The sequence below is a fragment of the Azospirillum sp. B21 genome (genome assembly GCF_008364825.1).
Lineage (GTDB): Bacteria > Pseudomonadota > Alphaproteobacteria > Azospirillales > Azospirillaceae > Azospirillum.
In genome coordinates this window covers 55,603-78,950 of the sequence record NZ_VTTO01000006.1, presented here as the reverse complement: position 1 = coordinate 78,950, position 23,348 = coordinate 55,603, and the positions used below count along the sequence as shown (strand labels likewise).

The following is a 23,348-nucleotide window of genomic DNA, read 5'->3' as shown; positions in this document are numbered from 1 at the left end:
CCGGTGATCCATTGCTGTAGCGGAAGCGTAAAGATACTTTCAAGAGGCTTCAGTGGATCAAGTCCGCAACCTGCGTTTTTCTGCGGCCGTCCGAGAATCCATGCTATCGTAACCGTATCGTCTCTTGGTCATACCTTTTGCGGGCCGGCTTCACATCCTGCTGCAATCCACGGGAGCCAGGCGAATTCTTCTGAAGGAATATTGACTCTGATTCTTATCGATCCTAGAAATGCGCTATTGAAATGAATGTGCAGGGGCTTGCCGGGTATGTCCTTTTTGGACCTCGTCGCATCGGACGACACATTGGCGGAAATCGCATCCAACGTTGCGCACAGTGCCTTACATATCGAGTTCGCCCCCGTCACCAATAGCGGGGTGACGCCGGACCAACTGCTTAATCGCATCCGTTCATCAACGATCTCGCGAATTTCCAACGAAAGCGATATATCTGGAGATCTTTCCCACACTCTGGTGCAGGCGGTGGACGATCTCGGCCTTTGATTTCTTTACCATCAGCGTTTGGAATCATAACCGGGAAACGTCCGTTCAACCCGGTGGAGATTTATCGTGCCGGCTGAACAAGAGTTACCGAGCTTCCTGACAAAGGAGATGCTCGAAGAGCTTACCAAGCAGTTTTACAAGACGGTACGTCTTGTCGTCCGTCAGATAAGGCAATTCGCCCAGGAATCCGGTAAGGCCACGGACATCGACTTCCGACGGCTGTATGTGTCGGAGCCTGAACTGGCGTCAGCCTTCCGGGAAGCGGAGAAAGATCTGCGCTTCCTGATGCATCGGCGCGGTTTCAGCGCAAAGGATGTGGAGACAAAGGGGGTTGCTGAAGGCAAAATTGCGGGGATGATTGCCTTTCGGCTGCTCCGTCATCGGATCATCCACATCGGCCACACGGTTCCACGAATCACGGACAGATTTGCCGGCCGTGTCCAGGAACTGGTGGTTTTGAGGTTGGTGTCAGAGTCGATACTCGGCATCCAACTCGACAAGTCCCCCTTCGTGCAGCCGGGGCCCGGTGGCGTGACCAAGCCCTGGCTCATTCATGAATTGCTATATCTAATCGCTCGTCGCCACTTCAACCAGGAGACGTTGGCCTTGATCTTCGATACGGCAGTCCACCTCCACAAGGCTACGAGCTACTCTCGAATCTGAGTAACTGCCGTTAATCAAACGATTTTTCTCGCAGATCGAGTTCCCGGGGCGACAGTCGGGCTTGTTAACGCCGATTCCCATGTTCCTGCACCAAATGTCCGGGGTGCCGGGAACCCGATGACGTAACAAGGCTTATTAAGTTACGTCGATTCCATTGCGCGCGTGATCATGCCGGACAATTCCGCTTCCATCGACGGCGTGGGCGAAAACGCCCGCGCCGGCAGCGACCCTTATGCGGCGCTCGACGCGTCGGCCGCGACCACCTTGTCCGACCGTTGGAGCGTGCGCGACAGTGCGCTGGCCGTGGTGGTGCTGGCCGGCCTTGTCGGCGGGGCGGTCGGGCTGGCGGTGGGATCGCTGCACGAGGTTGTCCTGCTTCTGCAGGAGCTGGCCTTCGACCTGCCGGAGGGGGAGAAGCTGGGGCAGGGCGTGCCCGACCTGCTACGCACGCTGGGCGTGCCGGTGGCGGGCGGGCTGCTGCTGGGCATCCTGTCGATGCTGTTCCGGCGCTGGCGGCCCAACGACATCGTCGACGCGGTGGAGGCGAACGCGCTCTACGGCGGCAAGATGTCGTTGATCGACAGCCTGCGCCTGACGGTGACGACCGCCCTGTCCAACGCCTCCGGCGCGTCGGTGGGCATGGAGGCGGCCTATACCCAGGCGGGCGCCGGTCTGGCTTCCTCCCTCGGGCAGCGGCTGCGGCTGCGGCGGGCCGATCTGCGCACGATGGTCGGCTGCGGGGCGGCGGCGGCCATCGCCGCGGCCTACCATGCGCCGCTCGCCGGCGCCTTCTATGCCTTCGAACTGGTGCTGGGCGGCTATACGCTGGCGGTGCTGGCCCCGGTCGGCGCGGCGGCGGCGCTGGGGGTGGCGGCATCGGCCTTGCTGACCGGCGGCGAGGCGCCGCTGGCGCTCGGCCGGCCGGTAGAGATCGCCGGCTGGGACTATGCCGCCTGCGGCGTGGTCGGCTTCCTGGCCGGCTGGCTCAGCATCCTCGCCATGCAGGCAGTGACGGTGGCGGAGCGCGGGTTCAAGCGCCTGCCGGTCCCCCGCTGGATGCGGCCGGCGGTGGGCGGGTTGATGGTCGGCGGGCTGGCGCTGGCGGTACCTGCCGTGATGGGCAGCGGCCCGGGCGCCGTGCCGCCGGAACTGGCGGGCGGCGCGCTGGCGCTGGCGCTGACGCTGGTGGCGAAGATCCTGGCGTCGGCCGTTTCGCTGGGATCGGGCTTCCGCGGCGGCCTGTTCAGCGCCTCCCTGTTCATCGGTGGGCTGTTCGGCGGCCTGCTGAGCATCGCCACGGCAAGTTTCCTGCCGGGGCTGGGGATCGACGGCGGGCTTCTGCTGCTGGTCGGGATGGGGTCGGTCGCCGCGGGCGTCGTCGGCGCGCCGGTCACCATGGTTCTGCTGGTGCTGGAGACCACGCAGGACTTATGGGCAGCCTCGGGCGTGCTGATCGGGGTGGTGCTGTCCACCACCGTGGTGCGGCAGGCCTTCGGCTACTCCTTTGCCACTTGGCGCTTTCACCTGCGCGGCGTGCCGATCCGCGGCGCCTACGACATCGGCTGGCTGTCGGAACTCACGGCATTCCGGCTGATGCGGCGCGACGCCAAGACGGTGCCCGCCACCCTGACGGTGGAGGCGCTGCGCCGCCTCTACCCGCTGGGCTCCACCAAGACGGTGTTCGCGGTCGACGAATCCGGCAGATATGCGGGATTGATCGACATGTCGCAGATCCATGACCCGGATCAGGATGCGGAGGCCACCGAAACCCGCGTCGGCACGCTCGCCAGCAAGGCGGACGCCGTTCTGATGCCCGGGGACGACGCCCGCACCGTACTGAACCGATTCGGCACGGCGGAGGTGGAGGCGCTGCCGGTCCTGTCCTCCCCCACCGACCGGCGCATCATCGGCTATGTGACGGAGTCCTTCGCACTGCGCCGTTATTCCCAGGCGCTGGAACGCCAGCGTGGTGAGGATCTGGGCGAACGCGGGCTGTGGGGGCGCGATTAGCCCCCCTGTTGGCCCTTCTATGGCATCGCGGCAGGCGATGACGATATGCGCCGCCTGCCGGATGGCCGATCACCCGCCGTGGAAGCCCTTCAGCCGCTCCTCGCCGCGGCCGATGTCGGATTTGAAGTGTCCCTTTCTGGCGGCTTCCAGGACGTCGTCGATGAAACTCCGGTATTCGTCGGCGGCCTCGCCCGGACTGTTCCCCACCGGCGCGACCGAACCGGCATAGGTGTTGCCGTCGGCGGCGGTGGAGTCGTGAAGGCTGAAGGCGGGGACGAAGATGGTGTCCCCTTCGGGGTTCCCTTCCGCCACATGGTGTGAAGCGCGGGAGATCTCGACTTGCCCGGCGGCATCGGGGGCGGAGAGGATCTTCACGCCGTGGACGACAGTCGCCTTGCTGCGCGCGTTCGACGCCGCATCCTGTTCGAAGGTATGGCGGTCATAGATCCGTTCGATGCTCGACCGGTCATTGATGTTGGCTTTGGCCATGTCTGTCTCCCTGTGGTCGGACTGGGTAACAGCCATGATCGCATCGGGTCCCCTGCAATGCCGCATGACGGAGCGAAAAGTTCGTGGTGCGGAATTTTTGGTATTTCAAACTCAGCCCACCGCCCGAACGGAACGCCGCCTGCGCTGTTGACTGACCATCGACGGAATTCGAGTGGGAGAGCGAAATGGCCGATCTGCAACGTATCCTCGGCACCATGCTGGCGACCGGGATGGGAGGGCGCAGCCACGGCGGCATGAACGCCATGGGGTCCGTGCTCGGCAACAGCGGCTTCGGGGGCGGCGTACCGGGCGGCGCCTTCGGTGCCGCATCCGGGAACCGCGGCATGGGCGTCGGGTCGGTCGCGGGGCTGGGGGCGCTGGGTTACCTCGCCTTCAAGGCCCTCCAGGAGCGCCAGCGGAACCAGACCGGTGCTGCAGGCCAGGGCGCCCAACCTGCCGGCCGGCAAGCAGGCAGCCCGTGGGGCGATGCCGGCGGTATCCTGGGCGGCCTGTTCGGCGGAGGTGCAGCCGGTTCCGCGGGTTCTTCCGGAAGCACTCAGGCGGGCGGTCAGGGAAGCGGCCAGGGGGGAGGGTCGCTGTCCGACCGCCTGTCGCAGGTCTTCGAGTCCCGCAGCACGCCGCAGGCCGAAGACCGTGACGACGGCGCCTATCCTGCCGTCGCCATGGAGGACCAACAGGCGCTGCTGCTGATCCGCGCGATGATCGCCGCGGCCAATGCCGACGGGGAAATCACGCCGGACGAGCGCCGGCACATCCTGGGCACCCTGGACGAAGCTGGAGCCGGAGCGGAGGAACGGCGCATCGTCGAACAGGAACTCGACCGGCCCCAGCCGCTGGACTCGCTGCTCCAGTTCGTGAAGGATCAGCAGACGGCGGAGCAGGTCTATCTGGCGTCGCGGATGGCGGTGAACGAGCAGTCGGAAGCGGAACGCTCCTACCTGCAATATCTCGCGTCCCGGCTGAAGCTCGACCCGCAGCGCGTTCAGCAGATGAATCAGGCGGCCTGAAGGGAGGCGGCCTGAAGCACGGTTCCCGTCCCTTCCCTCACATGCGTGGGGGAGGGGGCGGCGCTCCCGCCACTGCTCCCGCCAACGTCACGGTCGCATCGTCCATCCGGCCGTCGCACCAGCGGACCAGCGCCTCGTGGTACGGCGAATCCGCCTGTCCGGCGGCCAGCGCGAAGAGGGTCATGGAAGAGCGGAACTTCATGTCGTCGGGCGAACCGAATATCTCGTGCAGCGTCCGTCCCTGCACCCCAAGCACAGCGCGCGTCGCCTGATCCAGCCGGGGCCCGAGCGTGGGATGGGCCAGATATGCCTTCGCCTCGTCGAGGGAGGCGATGCCGTAGAACTCGGCGGTGGCGGAGCGGCCGAGCCCGCGCAACTGCGGGAAGACGAACCACATCCAATGACTGCGCTTGTGTCCGTTCCGCAACTCGTCGAGCACGGTCGCGAAGACAGGCTCCTGCGCGCTCAGAAAGCGCTGGAGGTCGAATGGGTCGTCGGTCCGCATGTCGCCGCTCCTTCTTCCAGTGGGCAGTGCGGGGCCGCTCAGGCCTGCTCTGCCGCGGGCATGATATGGCCGGTCAGCAGGGCGCCCAATTCGCCGACATAGCCGTCCGACCGCGCCGGCCGGGCGGGATCGGAGGTGACGACGACGGTCAGCCCCAGCGACGGCACCAGATACAGCATCTGCCCGCCATAGCCGCGGGCATAGGCGATGCGATGACCATTCGACTCCGCCAGGAACCAGCCATAGCCGTAGGCGTCGCCGGAATAAGGAGAGCGGGTCCGCGGCACCCAGGATGCCTGCGCCCAGGCTTCGCTGACAACGCGGCGGCCATCCCAGACGCCGCCGCGGCTCCACATCTCGCCGAAGCGGAACAGGTCCAGCGGCGATAGCACCATGTTGTTGCCGCCCAGATAGAAACCCTGCGGATCGCGCGTCCAGCCCGCCAGTTCGATACCGAGCGGCCGGCCCAGCCACTCCCGCGCCAGCGCCAGCAGGCTGCGTCCGGAGACGCGTGCCAGCACCGCGCCCAATATGTGATAGCTGCCGGTCGAATAGATCATCCGCTCGCCCGGTTCGGCGATGAAGGGGCGGCCGAGCGCGTCGGCGACCCAGTTGCGGCTTTCGATCCAGCGGCCGTAACCCGGCCCGGAGGTCGGTTCCAGCCCGGCCTGCATGGTGAGAAGCTGCGCAATGGTGATTCGGCCCACCCGCGGAACCGCGTCCTTGGGGATCAGCCCCGGCGCCACCTCGCGGAGCGTCGCATCGACGCCGCCCAGCAGGCCGCGGTCGAGCGCGATGCCGACCAGCGAGGCGACGATGGTCTTGGACACCGATTTGACGTTCACCGCGCGTTTGACAGGCGGTCCCCGGAAGGCCTCCGCGGCCACCACGGTGCCGTGCCGTCCGATCACCAGCGCATGGAGTTGATCCAGAGTCGCGGCCCGGTCGAGCGCGCGGGTCAGCAGCGCCTGATTCAGTGACTTGCCGGCGGCTGGCATCCCGGCAGCCGCGGCGTAGACGGGGCGTGGCAGCAGAAAGCCGACGGGGGCGGCAGCCGCGGCGGCGAGGATGGTGCGCCGGTCCGGCGCGGGTCGGGGTGTCGGCTCCATGCCCAGCCATATGGTTGTGGCGTTTCACAATCCAAGCCTGTGCTGAGCGGCTTTCCAAATACGCGCAAAGCTTTGTCCGCCTTCCGGCAGCCGCAACGCTTCGGTGGAATCGTTTAAAGCGGGTAAATATATTTCCAGGGTGAAATAAACTTTATCCTTCATGAAACCCAATTCATGCTTGCCATGCCTCAAGAGTGGTAAGTAATAAAACTTCTGATGGGAGTTCTTTGATTAGGGCGCCCTGATGCCGTGCCGGGTGTGGGGACGACGGCCCGGAAGGCTCATGTTCGGATCTCCCGCCCTGGGGGATGGGTGAAGGCAATATTCGGGTGTCGATGTGGACATGAATTACCGGGAGACGGCGGTGCCGCCGCGTACATCGGCGACGGCAGGTTTCGATCCGTCTCCGCTTCTGGAAATTGCCCAGAGGATTCGGGAGCCGCTTTACATCGTCAGGAACCAGGACGGCCGTCTGGGAGCCTCGACCCGGCCACCGGATTTCACGACGGAGCGGCTGGAGCCCGTCGCCACCCTGCCGCCGCTTTATCCGGAATGGCTGGGGGATCGCAGTTTCCAGGAGGCCCACGGCTGCCGCTTCGCCTATGTGGCGGGGGAGATGGCGCGGGGCATCGCCACCCCGGCCATGGCAGTTGCCGCCGCCCGCGCCGGCCTGCTCGGCTTCTATGGCAGCGCCGGCCTGTCGCCGCAGCGGGTGCAGGAGGGCATCGGCGAGATCCGCGCGGCGCTCGGGCCGCAGGCGTCGGGCTGGGGCGCCAACCTGATCCACAGCCCCAACGACCCCGCGCTGGAGACGGCGGTCTGCCGGCTGTTCCTGCAGCAGGGGGTGCGGCGCGTCTCCGCCTCCGCCTTCATGGCGCTGACCCCGTCGGTGGTGGAACTGGCCGCAAAGGGGTTGAGCCGCGATCCGGCCACCGGCGCGGTCCGCCGCCTGACCCACATCTTCGCCAAGGTCTCGCGCGCCGAGGTTGCCCGCCAGTTCATGGCGCCGGCCCCGCAACGCATGCTGGCCGATCTGGTGGCGCAGGGCATCCTCACCGCCGACGAGGCCGATCTGGCCGCCGCCATTCCGGTGGCCGAGGACATCACGGTGGAGGCGGATTCCGGCGGCCACACCGACAATCGCCCGCTCACCGTCCTGTTCCCGATCATCCAGCGCCTGCGCGACGAGATGGTCGCAGCCCATGGCTATGACCGCAACATCCGCGTCGGTGCCGCCGGTGGACTGGGCACTCCGGTCGCCCTGGCCGGCGCCTTCGCCATGGGCGCGGCCTATGTCGTCATCGGATCGGTGAACCAGTCGGCGGCGGAGGCGGGGCAGCCGCTGTCGGTTCGCCGCATGCTGGCCGACATTTCCAGCACCGACGTCACCATGGCTCCCGCCGCCGACATGTTCGAGATGGGCGTGAAGGTCCAGGTGATGAAGCGGGGCACCATGTTCCCCTTCCGCGCCCAGCGTCTGTACGAACTCTACCGCCGCCACTCCGGCCTGGACGACCTTCCCGCGGCAGAGCGTGCGACCCTGGAACGGGATATCTTCCAGGCCCCGCTTGAGGAGATCTGGCGCCAGACCAGCGAGCATTTCGCCGTCCGTGACCCGGCGGAACTGGCGCGTGCCGAGGCCGACCCCCGCCACCGCATGGCCCTGGTCTTCCGCTGGTACCTGTTCAACGCCGCCCGCTGGCCGATGCTGGACGACGGCGCTCGGCGCCATGACTTCCAGGTCTGGTGCGGCCCGGCCATGGGCGCCTTCAACGACTGGGTGAAGGGCAGCTTCCTGGAGGCGGCGGACAAACGCACGGTCGAACAGATCGCCCGCAACTTGCTGGAGGGGGCCGCCGTGGTGACCCGCGCCCAGCAGATGCGCAGCGTGGGCCTGCCGGTTCCGGCCGCCGCCTTCACCTGGGTGCCGCGCCGGCTCGCCTGATTTGCCTTTAAGCCCGCTTCCGCCCCAATCCCCATCCGAACATCCGAGACCGCCTTGAAGAACCGTCACCCCATCGCGATCGTCGGCATCGGCGCCATGTTTCCGGGTTCCGGCACCACGCACGGCTTTTGGCGCGACATCCTCGCCGGCCGGGATTGCGTCGGCGACGTGCCCGCCACCCATTGGCTGGTGGAGGATTTCTACGATCCGGACCCCACGGCGCGGGACAAGACCTATTGCCGCCGCGGCGCATTCCTGCCGCCGGCCACGCTGGATCCGCTGGAGTTCGGCATCCCGCCCCAGGCGCTGAGCGCCACCGACACCGCCCAGCTGCTGGCGCTGATCGTCGCCAAGGAGACGTTGGACGAGGCCTGCCGCACCCAGTTCCGCGACATCGACCGCAGCCGGACCAGCATCGTGCTGGGCGTGGCGTCCGCCACCGAACTGGTCGGGACCATGGGCGCGCGGCTGCAGCGGCCGGTCTGGGTCAAGGCCCTGCGGGAGGCCGGCCTGCCGGAGGATGAGGTGACGGCCATCTGCGACCGCATCTCCTCCCAGTATGTGGAATGGCAGGAGAGCAGCTTCCCCGGCGTGCTCGGCAATGTGGTGGCGGGGCGCATCGCCAATCGGCTCGACCTCGGCGGCACCAATTGCGTGGTGGATGCCGCCTGCGCCAGTTCGCTCTCGGCGCTGCTGATGGCAATGAACGAGCTGGAACTGGGCCATTCCGACATGGTCATCAGCGGCGGCGTCGACGCCCTGAACGACATCTTCATGTACATGTGCTTCAGCAAGACGCCGGCCCTGTCCAAGAGCGGCGATTGCCGCCCTTTCTCCGACGCGTCGGACGGCACCATCGTCGGCGAGGGGCTGGGCCTGTTCGCCCTGCGCCGGCTGGAGGATGCCGAGCGCGACGGAAACCGCATCTATGCCGTCATCCGCGGGATCGGGTCGTCGTCGGACGGCCGCGCCACCAGCGTCTATGCGCCCCGCCCGGAGGGGCAGGCGGTGGCCTTGCGTCGCGCCTACGCCGATGCCGGCCATGATCCGCGCAGCGTCGAACTGGTCGAGGCCCACGGCACCGGTACCCGTGCAGGCGACCTCGCCGAATTCACCGCGCTGACTCAGGTGTTCCGGGAAGCCGACGCGGAGTCCGGAGCCTGGTGCGCCATCGGTTCGATCAAGTCGCAGATCGGCCACACCAAGGCCGCCGCCGGCTCCGCCGGGTTGCTGAAGGCGGCGCTGGCCCTGCATCAGAAGGTGCTGCCGCCCACCATCAAGGTCGAGCGGCCGGACAGCCGGCTGAATCTCGAGAGCAGCCCCTTCTACCTGAACACCCGTGCCCGGCCCTGGGTGAAGGCGGATGGTCCGCGCCGTGCTTCCGTCAGCTCCTTCGGCTTCGGTGGCAGCAACTATCACGTGGCGCTGGAGGAATATACCGGGCCGCAAGCCGCGTCCCGCCTGTGGGCGGGCGGCGCGCTGCTGCTGGCGGGGGGCGCCGATGCGCGGTCCCTGGCCGATGCGGCGCGCACCCTCGGTGCCCGCGTTGAGACGGAAGGTCTGGAGGCGGTCGCCCGCGACAGCCAGATCGCCTTCGATCCGCGGTCGCGCCACCGCCTCGCCATCGTCGCCGCCGATGCCCAACAGTTCGAGGCGCGTCTGGCGACCGCGCTGACGCAGACTGGTAACTTCAGCGCTCCCGGTATCCATCTGGCGGTGGGAGAGAGCAGCGGCGGCAAGGTCGCCTTCCTGTTCCCCGGCCAGGGCAGCCAGTATGTGAGCATGGGTGCCGATCTGGCCGTGGCCTTCGACGAGGCCCGCGCCGTCTGGGACGGCCAAGCCGCCCTGCCGGCCATGCCGGGCCAGCCGCCAATCCATCGCGTGGTCTTCCCGCCGCCCGCCTTCACCCGCGAGGAGGCGGAGGCGCAGGAGGCATCCCTCACCCGGATGATCCACGCCCAGCCCGCCATCGGAACGGCGAGCCTCGCCCTGCTGGCTGTGCTGGAGCGGGCCGGCATCCGCGCCGATGCCATGGCCGGCCATTCCTTCGGCGAGATCACGGCACTGTGCGCCGCCGGTGCCATCGACCGTGACACTGCCCTGACCCTGGCGGCCGAGCGCGCCCGCTGCATGGAGGCCGCCGCGACCGGCAGCGACGGCGCCATGATCGCGGTGGCCGCCGGACGCGAGCGGGTGGAGCCGCTTCTGCAGGGCCTGGACGTGGTGTTGGCCAACGACAACGGGCCGGAGCAGGTGGTCCTGTCCGGTGCCCGCGCGGCGGTCGAGAATGCCGCGGTGCGGCTGGAGGCCGAGGGGTTGCGGGTGGTGCGGCTGAAGGTCGCCAGCGCCTTCCACTCGCCGGTGGTCGCGCAGGCCGCCGAGACCTTCCGCAGCGTCCTCGACGGCACGGCATTCGGGGCCTTCGCGGTTCCGGTCTATGCCAACCTCACCGCCGCACCCTATCGCGCCGCCGAGGTCCGCGACCTGCTGGCCGGGCAGATCGCCGGCACGGTCCGCTTCCGCGAGACGGTCGAGACGCTCTATGCCGACGGTGTCCGCACCTTCGTGGAGGTCGGGCCGGGCGCGGTGCTGAGCGGTCTGGTGGCGCAATGCCTGGACAACCGTCCGCATCTGGCGGTGGCCCTGGACCGGCGCGGCTCCAACGGCGTCGCCTGCCTGTTGGAAGGCCTGGGCGCGCTGGCGCTGCATGGCGTGCGCGTGGATTTCGCGGCGCTGTGGGCCGGCTTCGCCGAAGAGCGCAAACCCAAGCCCGCATCGCCCGCCGCCGTCCGGATCAGCGGCGCCAATTTCGGCAAGATCTACCCGCCGCCAGGCGGGGCCGCGGCATTGCCGAAGCCCAACCCGCCGCGCCCCGCCGTTGCGTCGCCCGCGCCGATTCCCCTGGCACCGGCAAAATCCGCCCCGGTCCACTCCCCGTCCATCGAAGAAGCTCCGATCATGGTCACGAACTCTCCCGCTCCGCAGCCGGCGCCCATCCCCGTCGCGACCGCGCCGGTTGAGACGATCTATCACCATGTCGCCGACGCCCATGCCGCCTTCCAGCGCGCCATCGCCGAAAGCCACCAAGCCTTTCTGGCGGTCGCCGGTCAGGCGATCCAGAGCCTGAGCGGAGTGCCGGCGCAACAGATTGCGGTGACCGCACCGGCCGCACCGATGATGCCGGCCGCGCCTGCCATCGCCGCTCCGGTGATGCAGCCGGCCGCGCCGGTCATGCCGGTGCAGAGGCCGGCACCCGCCCCGGCGGCTCCGCAGCCTGCCGTCGCGGTCCGGCCCCAGCCGGCGGCGATGCCCGCCGCGCCCAAGCCTGTTCCGGTTGCCGCGCCCGCTCCGGCTCCCGTTGCCGCTCCGCCCGCGGTCAATGCACGGGACATCGTGCTGGCGGTGATCGCCGACAAGACCGGCTACCCGGTGGAGATGCTGACGGCGGAGATGGAGCTTGAGGCCGGACTGGGCATCGATTCCATCAAGCAGGTGGAGATCTTCTCGACCCTGCAGGAGCGCATCCCGGCGCTAGGCGGTGCCGACATGCGCGAACTGAACGCGCTGAAGACCATCGGCCAGATCCTCGCCATGGCCGACAGCCGCAGCGGCGCCACCCCCGCACCGGCGCCGGTGGCGGCCCCCGTGACTGCCCCCATTCCAGCGGCCAAGCCGGTGGCTCCGTTCGTCGATGTCGGCGCGCTGTTCATGGGGCTGGTCGCCGAGAAGACCGGCTATCCCGTTGAGATGCTGAGCCCGGAGATGGAGCTTGAAGCCGGCCTCGGCATCGATTCCATCAAGCAGGTGGAGATCTTCTCGGCCCTGGTTGAACGCCTGCCGGAACTGGCCTCGGTCGAGATGCGCGAGTTGACCGCGCTGAAGACCGTGGGCGCGGTGATCGCCCGCATCAAGGGCGACTCCCTGACCGCCCAGCAGACGCCGGCGCCGCAGACCCAGGCCCTGCCCGCGTTATCGGCAGGCACCATCCGCACCTGCTCCATCCTGGAAGAGCGGCAGGCGGGCGGTGCCGACATGCTGCGCGGCCTGACCAGTGTCGCCGTCGTGCCGGATTCCTCTGGGGTCGCCATCGAACTGGTGAACCTGCTGTCGGCCAAGGGTATTGCCGTCCGGATTGCCGAGCTGCCGGACGGGCAGGATGACGCGGTGCTGTTTCTGGCCGGGCTCGACGGAGCCGATGCGGCTTCGGCCGCCGACCTGCACTGGCGCGCGCTTGCCGCCGCCAAGGCTGCCGACGCCCGCTTGGGCAAGACCGGCGGGGCCTTCGTCACCGTCGAGACGGGCGGCGAGGCTTGGCTGGGGCTGGGCGGCCTCGTCCTGACGGCGGCGCATGAATGGCCGGCGGCGCGGGTCAAGGCCATCGAGCTGGAACCGGGAAGCCGCTCTGCTGCCGACCTCGCCCGCGCTCTCGCCGCCGAGATCGCCACTGGGGACGGCGATGCCGAGGTCCGGCTGGCGGCCGACGGCAAGCGCCTCGTGCGGACACTGCGCGAGGGGGAGGCGGCCGACGGCCCGCTGCCGCTGGACCAAGGCGCGGTGATCGTCGTTTCCGGCGGGGCGCGCGGCGTGACCGCCGTGGCGCTGGAGCAGTTGTCCCGCCGCGTCCGTCCGACCCTGGTCATTCTGGGCCGCAGCGATCCCAACGCGGCACCGGTTCTGCCGGGCATGGCCGAGGATGCGGACGAGTCCGCCATCCGCCGGGCGGTGATTGCCGGTCCCGGTGCCGGCAGGCAGCCGCGCGAGATCGAGGCGATGGTCAAGGCCATCCTGTCCGCCAGCGAGGCGCGCGCCACCATCCGCCGGCTGGAAGCGGCGGGGGCCCGCGTCCGCTACTGCCGCGCCGACGTGCGCGACGCCGCGTCGGTCGTGCAAGCGCTGGCGGCTGTCCGCGCCGAGGCCGGGCCGATCTCCGGCATCGTCCATGGCGCCGGCGTGCTGGCCGACAAGCGCATCGCCGACAAGACGCGCGAACAGTTCGACGCCGTCTTCGGCACCAAGGTGGAGGGAATTGCCAATCTGCTGGCCGCCACCCGCGAGGATCCGTTGCGCGTCATCTGTCTGTTCTCCTCCGTTGCGTCGCTGCACGGCAATGCCGGGCAATGCGACTACGCCATGGCCAACGGCGTGCTGAACGCCGTGGCGCGGGCCGAGGCGGCGCGCCGGCCGGGTTGCACGGTCAAGGCCATCGCCTGGGGACCGTGGGACGGCGGCATGGTCGGACCGGCGCTGAAGCAGCATTTCCGCCGCATGTCCGTCGATCTGATCGCACCGGCGGACGGCGCCGACTTCATGCTGCGCGAACTGGCCCAGCCGCCGGCCGGCGACGCCGTCGTCTCCTGCATCGGGCGTTCGGCCGCCGCGGGTGCTGCCGTCGGACGGGCAGCATGAACCGGTTCCCGCCCATCGCCATCATCGGCCATGGCTGCGTGCTGCCCGGCGCCCTTGGTCCGGCGGAGCTATGGCAGGCCGTCGTCGAGGGGCGGGATTTGTTGCGTCCGGTGCCGCCGGGCGTCTGGCGTGTCGATACCGCAAAGGCGCTGTCGCCCCAGGCGCCCGAGCGCTCGGCGACCGACCGGGGCGGCTATGTGCAGGGCTTCGACGCCATCTTCGACCCCAACGGTTTCGCCTGCCCGGCGGAGGAACTGGCCGGGCTGGATCCGCTGGTGCTCTGGCTGGTCCACAGCGGGCGCGAGGCGCTGCGCGAGGCTGGGCTGGACGTCGCCCCGCGCGGGCGCTGCGGCCTGATCGCCGGCAACCTGTCCTATCCCACCGCCAGCCTCAGCGCCTTCGCCGAAGCGGTCTGGCTGGACCGGGAGGGGCCGAAGCCGGCCAACCGCTTCTCGTCGGGTCTGCCCGCGCAGCTGGCCGCCCGCGCCCTTGGCCTGCAGGGGCCGGCCTTCTGCCTGGATGCCGCCTGCGCGTCCTCGCTCTATGCCGTCAAGCTGGCCTGCGACCAGTTGCATGACGGTCACGCCGACCTGATGATGGCGGCGGGCGTCAACCGTGGCGACGACCTGTTCCTGCATATGGGCTTCACCGCGCTGAACGCGCTCAGCCCCACCGGCCGCAGCCGTCCCTTCCACCGCGAGGCCGACGGACTGATCCCCGCCGAGGGGGCTGCCTGCGTGGTGCTGAAGCGGCTGGACGATGCGGTGCGCGACGGCAACCGCATCCTCGGCGTCATCCGCGGCATCGGCCTGTCCAACGACGGGCGCAGCCGCGGCTTCCTCGTTCCCGACGCCGGTGGGCAGGAGCGCGCCTTGGCCGCGGCTTACACTCAGGCGGGTTTCGGGCCGGAGACGGTGTCGCTGCTGGAATGCCACGCCACCGGCACGGCGCTGGGCGACGCCACCGAGATCGCCAGCATGGGCCGGGTCTTCGCCGGCCTGAGGGATGTGCCGATCGGGTCGCTGAAGTCCAACCTGGGCCACCTGATCGCCGCCGCCGGTCTGGCCGGCATGGTCAAGGTGATCCAGGCGATGGCGGCCGGCATCCGCCCGCCGACTCTCCATGCCGATGCGGCACCGCTGGACGTCATCGGCGCCTCGCCCTTCCGTCTGCTGGACCGGGCGGAGCCGTGGGAAGCGGAAGGGCCGCGTCGGGCCGGCATCAGCGCCTTCGGCTTCGGCGGCAACAACGCGCATCTGGTGCTGGAGGAATGGCGGCCCGCCACCGTCTCCGTCCCGGTCGCCGTTGCCCCTCCGCCGTTGCGCCTGGCCGTCGTCGGCCTTGCCGTCGTTACCGCCGCCGATGACTTTGCCGCGGCGCTGGCCGCTCCACCGGCGGAAGACTCTCCGCGCGCCTTGGACAGCATCACGCTGGATCTCGCCGCCACTCGCGTCCCACCCGCCGACCTGCAGCATGCCGTGCCGCAGCAGCTTCTGGCGATGAAGGCGGTGGCCCGCGCCGTCGCCGATGCCCCGGCCCTGCCGGCGGCCACCACCGGCGTGCTGATGGGCATGGGCTGCGACGCCGAAGTGGCACGGCGCGGCCTGGGCGTGCGGCTGGCCGACCTCTGCGGTCCCGACGCTAGTGTCGATCTCGGCCCGCCGCTGAACGCGGCGGGTGTCATCGGCACCATGCCCAACATCGTCGCCAACCGCTTCAACGCCCAGTTCGACTGGCGCGGCCCCAGCTATTCGGTGTCGGCGGAGGAACTGTCTGGGCTTGCCGGGCTGCGCATCGCCGCCCGCGCCCTGGTGACGGGAGAGCTGGATGCGGCGGTGGTCGGCGCGGTCGACCTGTCTTGCGAGCCGGTGCACCGCAGGGCGCTGGCTGCTCTGCGTCCCGATCTCGACACGCCCGGCGACGCCGCCGTCGTCCTTGTGCTGCGCCGGGTGGAGTGCGCCGAGGCGGCCGGCGAGCCGATCCACGCCATCCTTGACCTGTCCTCCGCCACCGAAGCCGAGTTCACGATCGCCGGGCCGCAAGGGGCGAGCCCCGTCACCCGCCGCTTCGGCCATGCCCATGCGGCGTCGGGTCTGCTGCATGTGGCCGCCGCCGTCGTCGCCTGCCGCGGACGCATGAAGCCCGGGGAGGGCGCCGCCCAGCCCTGGCTGGATTCCGGACGCCTGCGCGCACGCGTGAGCGTCGAGGCGCTGGGCGGAGCGATCGACGGGCTTTTGGTCGAAAGCGGCGATGTCTACGAATCGGCCATAATGCCGCCGGCCACGCGCCTGCGCTGGTTCGCCGCCGCCGACCGGGCGGAGCTGTGCGCGCGCATTCGGCGCGGCGAGGATGGCGGGCAGGGTCCGGTGCGGTTGGCCTTCGCCTGTCCGGCCGGCAAGGAGGTCGAGACCCTGTCCCGCGCGTTGACCGTTGCCGAGGGACGCGAGGGCGCCGCCGGCGGCATTCATTTCGGCGAGCGGTCGCTCGGTGGCGGTCTGGCGCTGGTCTTCACCGGGGCTGCGGCGGCTTATGAGGGGATGGGACGCGAGCTCTTCCTGTCGATGCCCGATGTTGGCCGGAGCGTGACCGCGCGCTTCCCCATCCTCGCCCATGCGGCGGAGCGGCTCTACGGGTCGGCGGAAGCGCTCGACGCCATGGCGCAGCTGCAGACCTGCGCCCTGATCTGCCAGACCCATGCGGAGGTGAGCCGCGGCGTGCTCGGCCTGCGGCCTGCGGCCGTGATGGGGCTGTCCTCCGGCGAGACCAACGCGCTGTTCGCTGCGGGGGTGTGGTCGGACATGGGCGCCATGTTCGCGGAGATCGACGCGTCGGGCATCTATGGCCGCCATCTGACCGGCGACTGCCTTGCGGCCGCGCAATCCTGGGGGCAGGCGGGAGCCGCAGACTGGCGCAACTGGCGCCTGCTGGCCCCGGTCGAGGAGGTGGAGGCGGCGCTGGCCGGTCTGCGACGGGTGTCGATCACCATCGTCAATGCGCCGCAGGATTGCGTGATCGGTGGCGACGCCGACGCCTGCCGTCAGCTGATCGCTCGCATTGGGGCGCACCGCGCCTTGCCGCTCGGCCAGGACATGGTGGTGCATTGCGCGGAGATGGAGCCCTGCGCGTCGGTCTGGCGCCGGATTCACAGTCGGGAGACCACGCCGCCCGAGGGCATCGCCGTCTATGCCAACGCCTTCGGCGAAGCCTACCGGCCATCGGTCGAGCTGTGCGCCGAGGCGCTGACCCATCAGGCGCTGGAACGGGTGGACTTCCCCCGCACGATCCGCCGCGCCCATGACGATGGCGTGCGGATCTTCGTTGAGCATGGTCCGCGCAACGCCCTGACCCGCTCCATCGCCGCCACGCTGGCCGACCGCGAGCATCTGGCGGTCAGCCTGGACCATCCCGGCCGTGCGCCGCTGGAACAGCTGGCCCATGTGGCGGCCGAACTGTTCGCCGCCGGGCAGGACCCCGCCATGGCCGAGGTCGCCCGCCGTCTGGAGCGCCGGACCGTCGCGCCGCCGGTCCAGCCCCTGACCTTCGCCGCCCATGCCGCGCCCGTCGCGGTCGTTCTCGGACAGCCGATGCCCCCCGCACCGCCCCTGCCGCCCGTCGCCGACCTGCCGCCGCCTGACCTGGCCGCCCGCCGCCCCCTGGACGAGGCGCCGGAGGCGGTGGCGGTGCCCGAACTAGAGCCGGTTGTTGCCAGAATGCAACCTCCCGCCATGCCCGGCATTCCCGCACCGGTTCCGGCGGCCGACAGTCCGCTCGTCCGCATCCTCGCCCGCACGGCAGAGCTTCACACCGGCTACCTGAAGACCGCGTCTGATCTGCACCGGAGCTACCTGCAAGGCTTCGGCGTGCCGACGCTGACCGCTCCCTCTCTCTCCTCCGCCCTCCCTCTCCCCCCCGGGGAGAGGGGCGGGGTGAGGGGGATGCATGGGGGGGATTCTCGGGTAACGACCGCTAAGGAACCCCCTCACCCTAACCCTCTCCCCGGGGGGGAGAGGGGATATGAGATCGAACCGCAAAACAATACGACCGCCCTACCGGAAAGCCCGCTCTGGGACCGCGCCCAGCTGGAAATTCTGGCATCCGGCAAGGTGTCCGACATCTTCGGCCCCCTGTTCGCGCAGCAGGACGGCTACGCGCGTCAGGTCCGCATGCCGCAGCCGCCGCTGCTGCTGGTGGACCGCGTCATCTCCATCACCGGCGAGCCGGGCAGCATGGGGTTGGGCTCCATCGTCACCGAGACGGAGGTCACGCCCGACAGCTGGTATCTGCACAACGACCGCATGCCGGTGGGGCTCGCCATCGAATCCGGGCAGGCCGACCTGCTGCTGATCTCCTGGCTGGGTGCCGATTTCCGCAACAGGGGCGAGCGCGTCTACCGCCTGCTGGGCTGCGAGATGACCTATCACGAGGGTGGCCTGCCGCGGGTGGGCGATACCCTGCGCTACGACATCCACATCGACGGCCATGCCCGGATGGGCGAGGTCGGGCTGTTCTTCTTCCATTACGACTGCCGCATCGGCGACCGGCTGGTGCTGTCGGTCCGCAACGGGCAGGCCGGTTTCTTCACCGATCACGAGCTTGCCAACTCCGGCGGTGTGCTGTGGAGCGCCGAGGAGGACCGGCCCAAGGACGGCGCGCGCCTGGACCCGCTGCCCTGTCCGTCGCGCCACCGCTCCTTCACCGCCGAACAGCTCGACCTCTGGACCGCCGGCCGCGCCTTCGCCTGCTTCGGCGAGGGGTTCGAGCTGGCCGGTAGCCACCAGCGCACCCCGGCGATCCCGCAGGGGCGCATGCGCCTGATCGACAGCGTGACCGCTTTCGAACCACAGGGCGGCCCCTGGGGCCGGGGATATCTGCGCGCGGAAAGCCATGTCCCGGCCGACGCCTGGTTCTATGCCGGCCATTTCAAGAACGATCCCTGCATGCCCGGCACGCTGATGGCGGAGGGTGCGGTGCAGGCGGTCGCGACCTTCATGGCGGCCGGCGGCTTCACCATCGGGCGCGATGCCTGGCGGTTCGAGCCGGTGCCGGATGAGCCCGCCCGCTTCGTCTGCCGCGGGCAGGTGGTCCCGGACGCCAGCCATCATCTTGTCTACGAGGTCTTCGTCGAGGAGATCGAGGACGGTCCGACGCCCATCGTCCGCGCCGCCCTGCTGTGCAGCGCCGATGGCTTCAAGGTCTTCCACTGCCGCGCCTTCGCCGTCCGCATGGTGCCGGACTGGCCGCTGGGCCACGGGCGCCATGCCCTGCCGGCGCTGGCGGAGGCGCCGCGCATCGTCGGCACCCGCGGCGATGTGCGCGGCGATTACGAGGCGCTGCTGGCCTGCGCCTGGGGGGCGCCGTCGCTGGCCTTCGGCAGCATGTATGCCCGCTTCGACGCCGGGCGGGTGCCGCGCCTGCCGGGGCTGCCCTATCATTTCATGTCCAGTGTGGTCTCGGTGAACTGCCCGGCCGGGGAGCCGACCGTCGGCGGCACGCTCGTCGTCGATTACGCGGTGGAGCCGGAGGCGTGGTATTTCGCCCGCAATGCCGCGCCGGTCATGCCCTTCTGCGTGCTGATGGAGGTGCTGCTGCAGCCCTGCGGCTGGCTGGCCTCCTACATGGGTTTCGCGCTCGCCTCCACTGACGATCTGGCCATCCGCAACCTGGACGGCGATGCCGCCCGCGTGCTGTCCGAGGTGACGCCCGCCGACGCCCGCATCCGCACCGAGGCGACGCTGACCCGCTTCTCCCGCGCCGGCGGCATCACCCTGATCGCCTTCAAGGTCCGGGCCTGGGTCGACGACCGGCCGCTGATGGAGTTGGAGACCTCCTTCGGCTTCTTCGCGTCGGCCGCACTGGCAAAGCAGAACGGTCTTCCGCCGCTCCCCGCCGACGAGGCACGGGGGATCCCTCCCGCCACGCCCGTCGTGGAGCCGCGCCGCACGAGACTGGCGGAGGGAATGCTGCGCATGGTCGACGAGGTCACCGGCTGGTGGCCCCAGGGTGGGGCCGGCGGGCTGGGGCTGGTCCGCGGCCGGCAGGTGGTCGATCCGGAATCCTGGTACTTCAAGGCCCACTTCTTCCAGGACCCGGTCCAGCCCGGTTCCCTGGGGGTCGAGGCGCTGCTGCAGTTGCTGGAGCGCGCCATGGTGCTGGCGGGGCTGGACACCGAGCTGCCGTCGCCGCGCTTCGAAGGGGCGGCCCTGGACGTGGCGCTGCGCTGGAAGTATCGCGGTCAGGTCGTCCCCACCAACCGGACCGTCACCACCGAAATCGAGATCATGCGGATCGAGCGGGACGAGCGCGGCATCCTGGCCGTCGCCCGCGGCAGCCTGTGGGCCGACGATCTGCGCATCTACGAGGTGGACGGGCTGGCGGCGCGTCTGGTGTCCGGTGATGGTGGCGGCAACGGCGGTATTCGCCTGGATTTGGACAGTGCTCCCTGGCTTGGCGATCATCGCCCCACCCATACCGCACCCGCGGTTCCCCTGACCTGCCTCGCCGATATGATGGCGGCGGCTCATGGGGGATGTGTCGCCGCCCTGGAGGATGTCAGGGTTCAGCGCTGGGCGACGGTGCCGGTGACGCTGGTTCCGGAGGTGGAGCCCGATGGGCGCGTCACCCTGCGGGACGGCGGCGGCATCCTGGCGACCGGCCGGGTGATCCGGGCGGACGGATGGCCGGTCCCGCCGCAGCCCTTGGCCCCCCTGGAGGATGCCCGGCCCTCCCCATGCCCTTATGCCGCGGCGGAGCTGTTCCACGGCCCGGCCTTCCAGATTCTGAGCGGGTTGCAAACCGGTTCCGGCGGCGCGTCGGCCGATCTGGACGCTGCCAAGGCGGCGCGGGTGCCGGGGCCGATCGGTCCGGCGCTGCTGGATGCCGGGCTCCATGCCACGCCCCGCCATGCCCCCGAACTCTGGTGGGGGGACAGGGTGGGGGGGATGCTCGCCTATCCCAGTGCCATCGAGCGGCTGAGCTTCTTTAGTCCGACACCGCGCGACGGTATGGTCCGCATCGAGGTGCGTGCGCTTCCCTTGGACGCCCAGGGGCGTGCCCGGTCGCGGCTGCAATGGATCGCCGGTGGCCGGGTCTGGGCCGAGATGGAGCTTGCGGACGTGCTGTTCCCGAAAGGGGCGCTTGGGAAGGCTCCCGCCCTGGCGCGGCAGACGTTTCTGCGCGACCGCAAGGCGGCACCCGGCGTGCGCCTGTCGCGGTTCGACGATGGCCTCACCCGGCTGAGCGCCCGCGAGGTGGCGGCGAGCAACTGGCTGCCGGGAACCCTGGAGAGCCTCTATGGCGTGTCGGGCAACCCCGCCGACATGGCCCGCGCCATTGCCGAAAAGGAGCATGCGGCGGCGCAGCTCGGCGTCCATCCGGGGGTGGTGACGGTCGAGGGCGATGTCGCCCGCTGCACCGGCGCTCCGCTCAACCCGGTTCCGCTGTCGGTCACGCGCGACGGTTCCGACTGGGTGGTGAGCGGTACGGTCCCCGCCGCTCCCGACGTCGTGCCGCTCAAGACCTTCTGGCGTTCCCATCTGGGGACCGGCGACTGGCCGGTGGAGGATCTGTTCGCGGCCTTGGCCGGCGAGTTCGTCGGTCAGGTGCGCGTGGCGGAGCCGGAGCAACTCGCCCGCATCCGCGACCGCGGCGCGCTGTTCCTTGGCAACCATCAGGTGGCGGTGGAATCACTGACCTTCACGCTGGTGGCCGCCGCCCTGACCGGACGGCCGATCCTGACCGTCGCCAAGGCGGAGCATCGCCACACATGGCTGGGCAGCCTGCTGGCCCTGTCCGGCAGCGCTCCGGGGCTTCGCCTGCCGCAGATGATGCTGCTGTTCGACCGGGAGGATCCGGCGGCCATGCTGGGGCTGATGGAACAGGCGCGCGACGCGGTGAGGCGGGACGGCATGTCGATCATGGTCCATGCGGAGGGCACGCGGTCGCTCTCCTGCCGGACGCCGGTGTCCCGGCTGTCCGGTGTGTTCCTGGATCTGGCGGCGCGGCTGGAGGTTCCCATCGTGCCGGTCCGCTTCGCCGGCGCCCTGCCGGTCGAGCCCGCGCGGGAGCGGCTGGAGTTCCCGCTGGGCTTCGCACGTCAGGACATCCATATCGGCCGTCCCCTGTGGCCGGAGGAACTGGCGGGCCTGCCCTTGGCGCAGCGCAAGAGGGTCGTCCTCGACTCCGTCAACGGGACCGGCCCCGCGCTGACCGGCGAGCGTCCCAACGAGCCGCGTCCGGACTTTGAAGAGGCGGCGAGGGCGATGGCGGCGACGCGCGGACTCAGCCTGCCCCGTGCGGCGACCCTGCAGGCGGTGTTGAACGCGATCCCCTCCGACCGGCCGCTTGCCCGTCTCGCCCGCCGCATGGCGAGGGGCGAGGGGGCGGAGGAGATCGATCCTTGGCTGTCCGCCTTGGCCGGCTGGTTCCGAAATCAGTAGATGGGAATGCCCACGATCATCAGGCCGAAGACGCCGAGGATGGCATGGGACACGCTGCTGCCGACCAGCGATCCCTGGCGGGCGAAGATCCAGCCCCAGTAGAGGCCGATGGGGAACACCGCCAGGGCAAGGCCGATGGACACATGCAGGTGGGTGGCGCTGAACAGCATGTTGGACAGGACAATGGCTTCCGCCGTTTTGTACTTGCTGGTCAGGAAAAGCTGGAAGGACGCCTGGGTGCCGCGGGCGATGGTTTCCTGGATCGGCGTGAAGGCGCAATAGGCGCTGCCGTAGAGAAGGATTTCGCCCAGAGACAGCCCGGTGGACCGTGCGAAGTCGAACACCGGCTGTCCTTGCAGGGACGGAATCATCGTCACGCCGATCCATTTCAGCACGACGATCAGCACCGCGATGGGGATGGACAGCACCACCCCTTCCAGCGCGTTGCGCCGCCAGTTCTTCAAGGTGAAACCATAGGCGCTGGGCGGCCAGGGGCTGGTCTTGACGGTGCGGTACACGCCGAAGGCGAAGGCGGTCAGGATCGGCAGGCTGATGAGGGATGTGTCGGGAACCACCTTGCTGAGCGCCGTGGTGACGCCCAATGCGAACATGTAGAAGCAGAGGCCGACCAGCAGGCGGAAGATGAACTTGCTCATCTCCACGCGGTTCTCGGCCTCGTTCAACTGGCGGCGCAGGGTCTGGACCGTCACCTCGTTGGTGCGGCGCAGACGGGCGGCCAGTTGATAGGCCATATTGATCTTGAGACGGCTGTCCACGCCCAGTTGATGGTCGGGATGCTCGCGCAGGCGGGCGAGCGGAACGGCGATGACCTCGCTGTCTTCGGCGGCGCGGACGGCGCCGGAGCGCGGGCCGCTGTCGAGCAGCGACACCTCGCCGATGGACTGGCCCGCCGTCAGCAGGGCGAGGCGATGGCGGACGTCGCTGCCTTCCTCGCGCTTCAGGACCTCGAAGCTGCCGGAGAGAATGAAGAAGAGCGCGTCGCCTGGATCGCCCTCCTCGAACAGAAGCTGGCCCTGGGGGATCTTGCGGGGGCCATCCATGATGGCGGCCAGCTGCCGGATGTTCTCGTCCGAGAAGCCTTCCAGAAGAGGCGCGTTCCTCAGACGCTCGTCGATGTCCAGATGCCGCGCATCCGACGGCGCGCCACCAACAACGTCCATTTCATCCCCCTCGCCACACCATGCGCGGGCACCTTAACGCATGGGGAAAGGGGTTTGAAGTGACATGAGAAAAACG

12 protein-coding genes are annotated in these 23,348 nt (G+C 69.4%); 7 read left to right on the top strand and 5 right to left on the bottom strand.

The window, feature by feature from the left end; genetic code table 11:
• Positions 1-267: 267 nt before the first annotated feature.
• From FZ983_RS15815 to FZ983_RS15805, 3 genes are all read left to right on the top strand, one after another.
• Entirely contained in the window at positions 268-501 is a 234-nt protein-coding gene (locus FZ983_RS15815) for a hypothetical protein (RefSeq protein ID WP_149224486.1), read from the top strand.
• 66 nt (positions 502-567) lie between these two features.
• On the top strand, positions 568-1,164 hold the full coding sequence (locus FZ983_RS15810; protein WP_149224485.1) for a hypothetical protein: 597 nt from the start codon (positions 568-570) through the stop codon (positions 1,162-1,164).
• Between the two features lie 168 nt (positions 1,165-1,332).
• The gene (locus tag FZ983_RS15805) at positions 1,333-3,174 is read left to right on the top strand and encodes a chloride channel protein (RefSeq protein WP_149224484.1); all 1,842 of its coding nucleotides are present in this window, start codon (positions 1,333-1,335) and stop codon (positions 3,172-3,174) included.
• Between the two features lie 69 nt (positions 3,175-3,243).
• Here the strand turns inward: FZ983_RS15805 and FZ983_RS15800 are convergent, their stop codons facing one another.
• Positions 3,244-3,663: a hypothetical protein gene (locus tag FZ983_RS15800; RefSeq protein WP_149224483.1), complete on the bottom strand. Its 420-nt coding sequence runs from the start codon at positions 3,661-3,663 to the stop codon at positions 3,244-3,246.
• A gap of 185 nt (positions 3,664-3,848) precedes the next feature.
• On the opposite strand from FZ983_RS15800, the gene FZ983_RS35060 reads away from it, so the two are divergent.
• On the top strand, positions 3,849-4,691 hold the full coding sequence (locus tag FZ983_RS35060; protein WP_149224482.1) for a DUF533 domain-containing protein: 843 nt from the start codon (positions 3,849-3,851) through the stop codon (positions 4,689-4,691).
• 37 nt (positions 4,692-4,728) lie between these two features.
• Here FZ983_RS35060 and FZ983_RS15790 read toward each other — a convergent pair whose 3' ends face one another.
• From FZ983_RS15790 to FZ983_RS34110, 3 genes are read right to left on the bottom strand one after another with little or no spacing between them, the layout of a single operon-like run.
• Positions 4,729-5,196: a DUF1810 domain-containing protein gene (locus FZ983_RS15790; RefSeq protein ID WP_149224481.1), complete on the bottom strand. Its 468-nt coding sequence runs from the start codon at positions 5,194-5,196 to the stop codon at positions 4,729-4,731.
• A gap of 38 nt (positions 5,197-5,234) precedes the next feature.
• Positions 5,235-6,305 (bottom strand): serine hydrolase, encoded by a 1,071-nt coding sequence (locus tag FZ983_RS15785; RefSeq protein WP_149224480.1) that lies wholly within the window; start codon positions 6,303-6,305, stop codon positions 5,235-5,237.
• Positions 6,306-6,329: 24 nt separating this feature from the next.
• Positions 6,330-6,467, bottom strand: a complete 138-nt coding sequence (locus tag FZ983_RS34110; RefSeq protein ID WP_188092353.1) for a hypothetical protein — start codon at positions 6,465-6,467, stop codon at positions 6,330-6,332.
• A gap of 181 nt (positions 6,468-6,648) precedes the next feature.
• Here FZ983_RS34110 and FZ983_RS15780 point away from each other — a divergent pair, with 181 nt between their 5' ends.
• From FZ983_RS15780 to FZ983_RS15770, 3 genes are read left to right on the top strand one after another with little or no spacing between them, the layout of a single operon-like run.
• The gene (locus FZ983_RS15780) at positions 6,649-8,250 is read left to right on the top strand and encodes a PfaD family polyunsaturated fatty acid/polyketide biosynthesis protein (protein WP_149224822.1); all 1,602 of its coding nucleotides are present in this window, start codon (positions 6,649-6,651) and stop codon (positions 8,248-8,250) included.
• A gap of 54 nt (positions 8,251-8,304) precedes the next feature.
• Positions 8,305-13,656: a type I polyketide synthase gene (locus tag FZ983_RS15775; RefSeq protein WP_149224479.1), complete on the top strand. Its 5,352-nt coding sequence runs from the start codon at positions 8,305-8,307 to the stop codon at positions 13,654-13,656.
• Positions 13,653-22,091: a beta-ketoacyl synthase N-terminal-like domain-containing protein gene (locus FZ983_RS15770; RefSeq protein WP_149224478.1), complete on the top strand. Its 8,439-nt coding sequence runs from the start codon at positions 13,653-13,655 to the stop codon at positions 22,089-22,091. The genes FZ983_RS15775 and FZ983_RS15770 overlap by 4 nt, the downstream gene beginning before the upstream one ends.
• On the opposite strand, the gene FZ983_RS15765 is transcribed toward FZ983_RS15770, so the two are convergent.
• Positions 22,085-23,272 (bottom strand): cyclic nucleotide-binding domain-containing protein, encoded by a 1,188-nt coding sequence (locus tag FZ983_RS15765; RefSeq protein ID WP_149224477.1) that lies wholly within the window; start codon positions 23,270-23,272, stop codon positions 22,085-22,087. The genes FZ983_RS15770 and FZ983_RS15765 overlap by 7 nt on opposite strands.
• Positions 23,273-23,348: the final 76 nt, after the last annotated feature.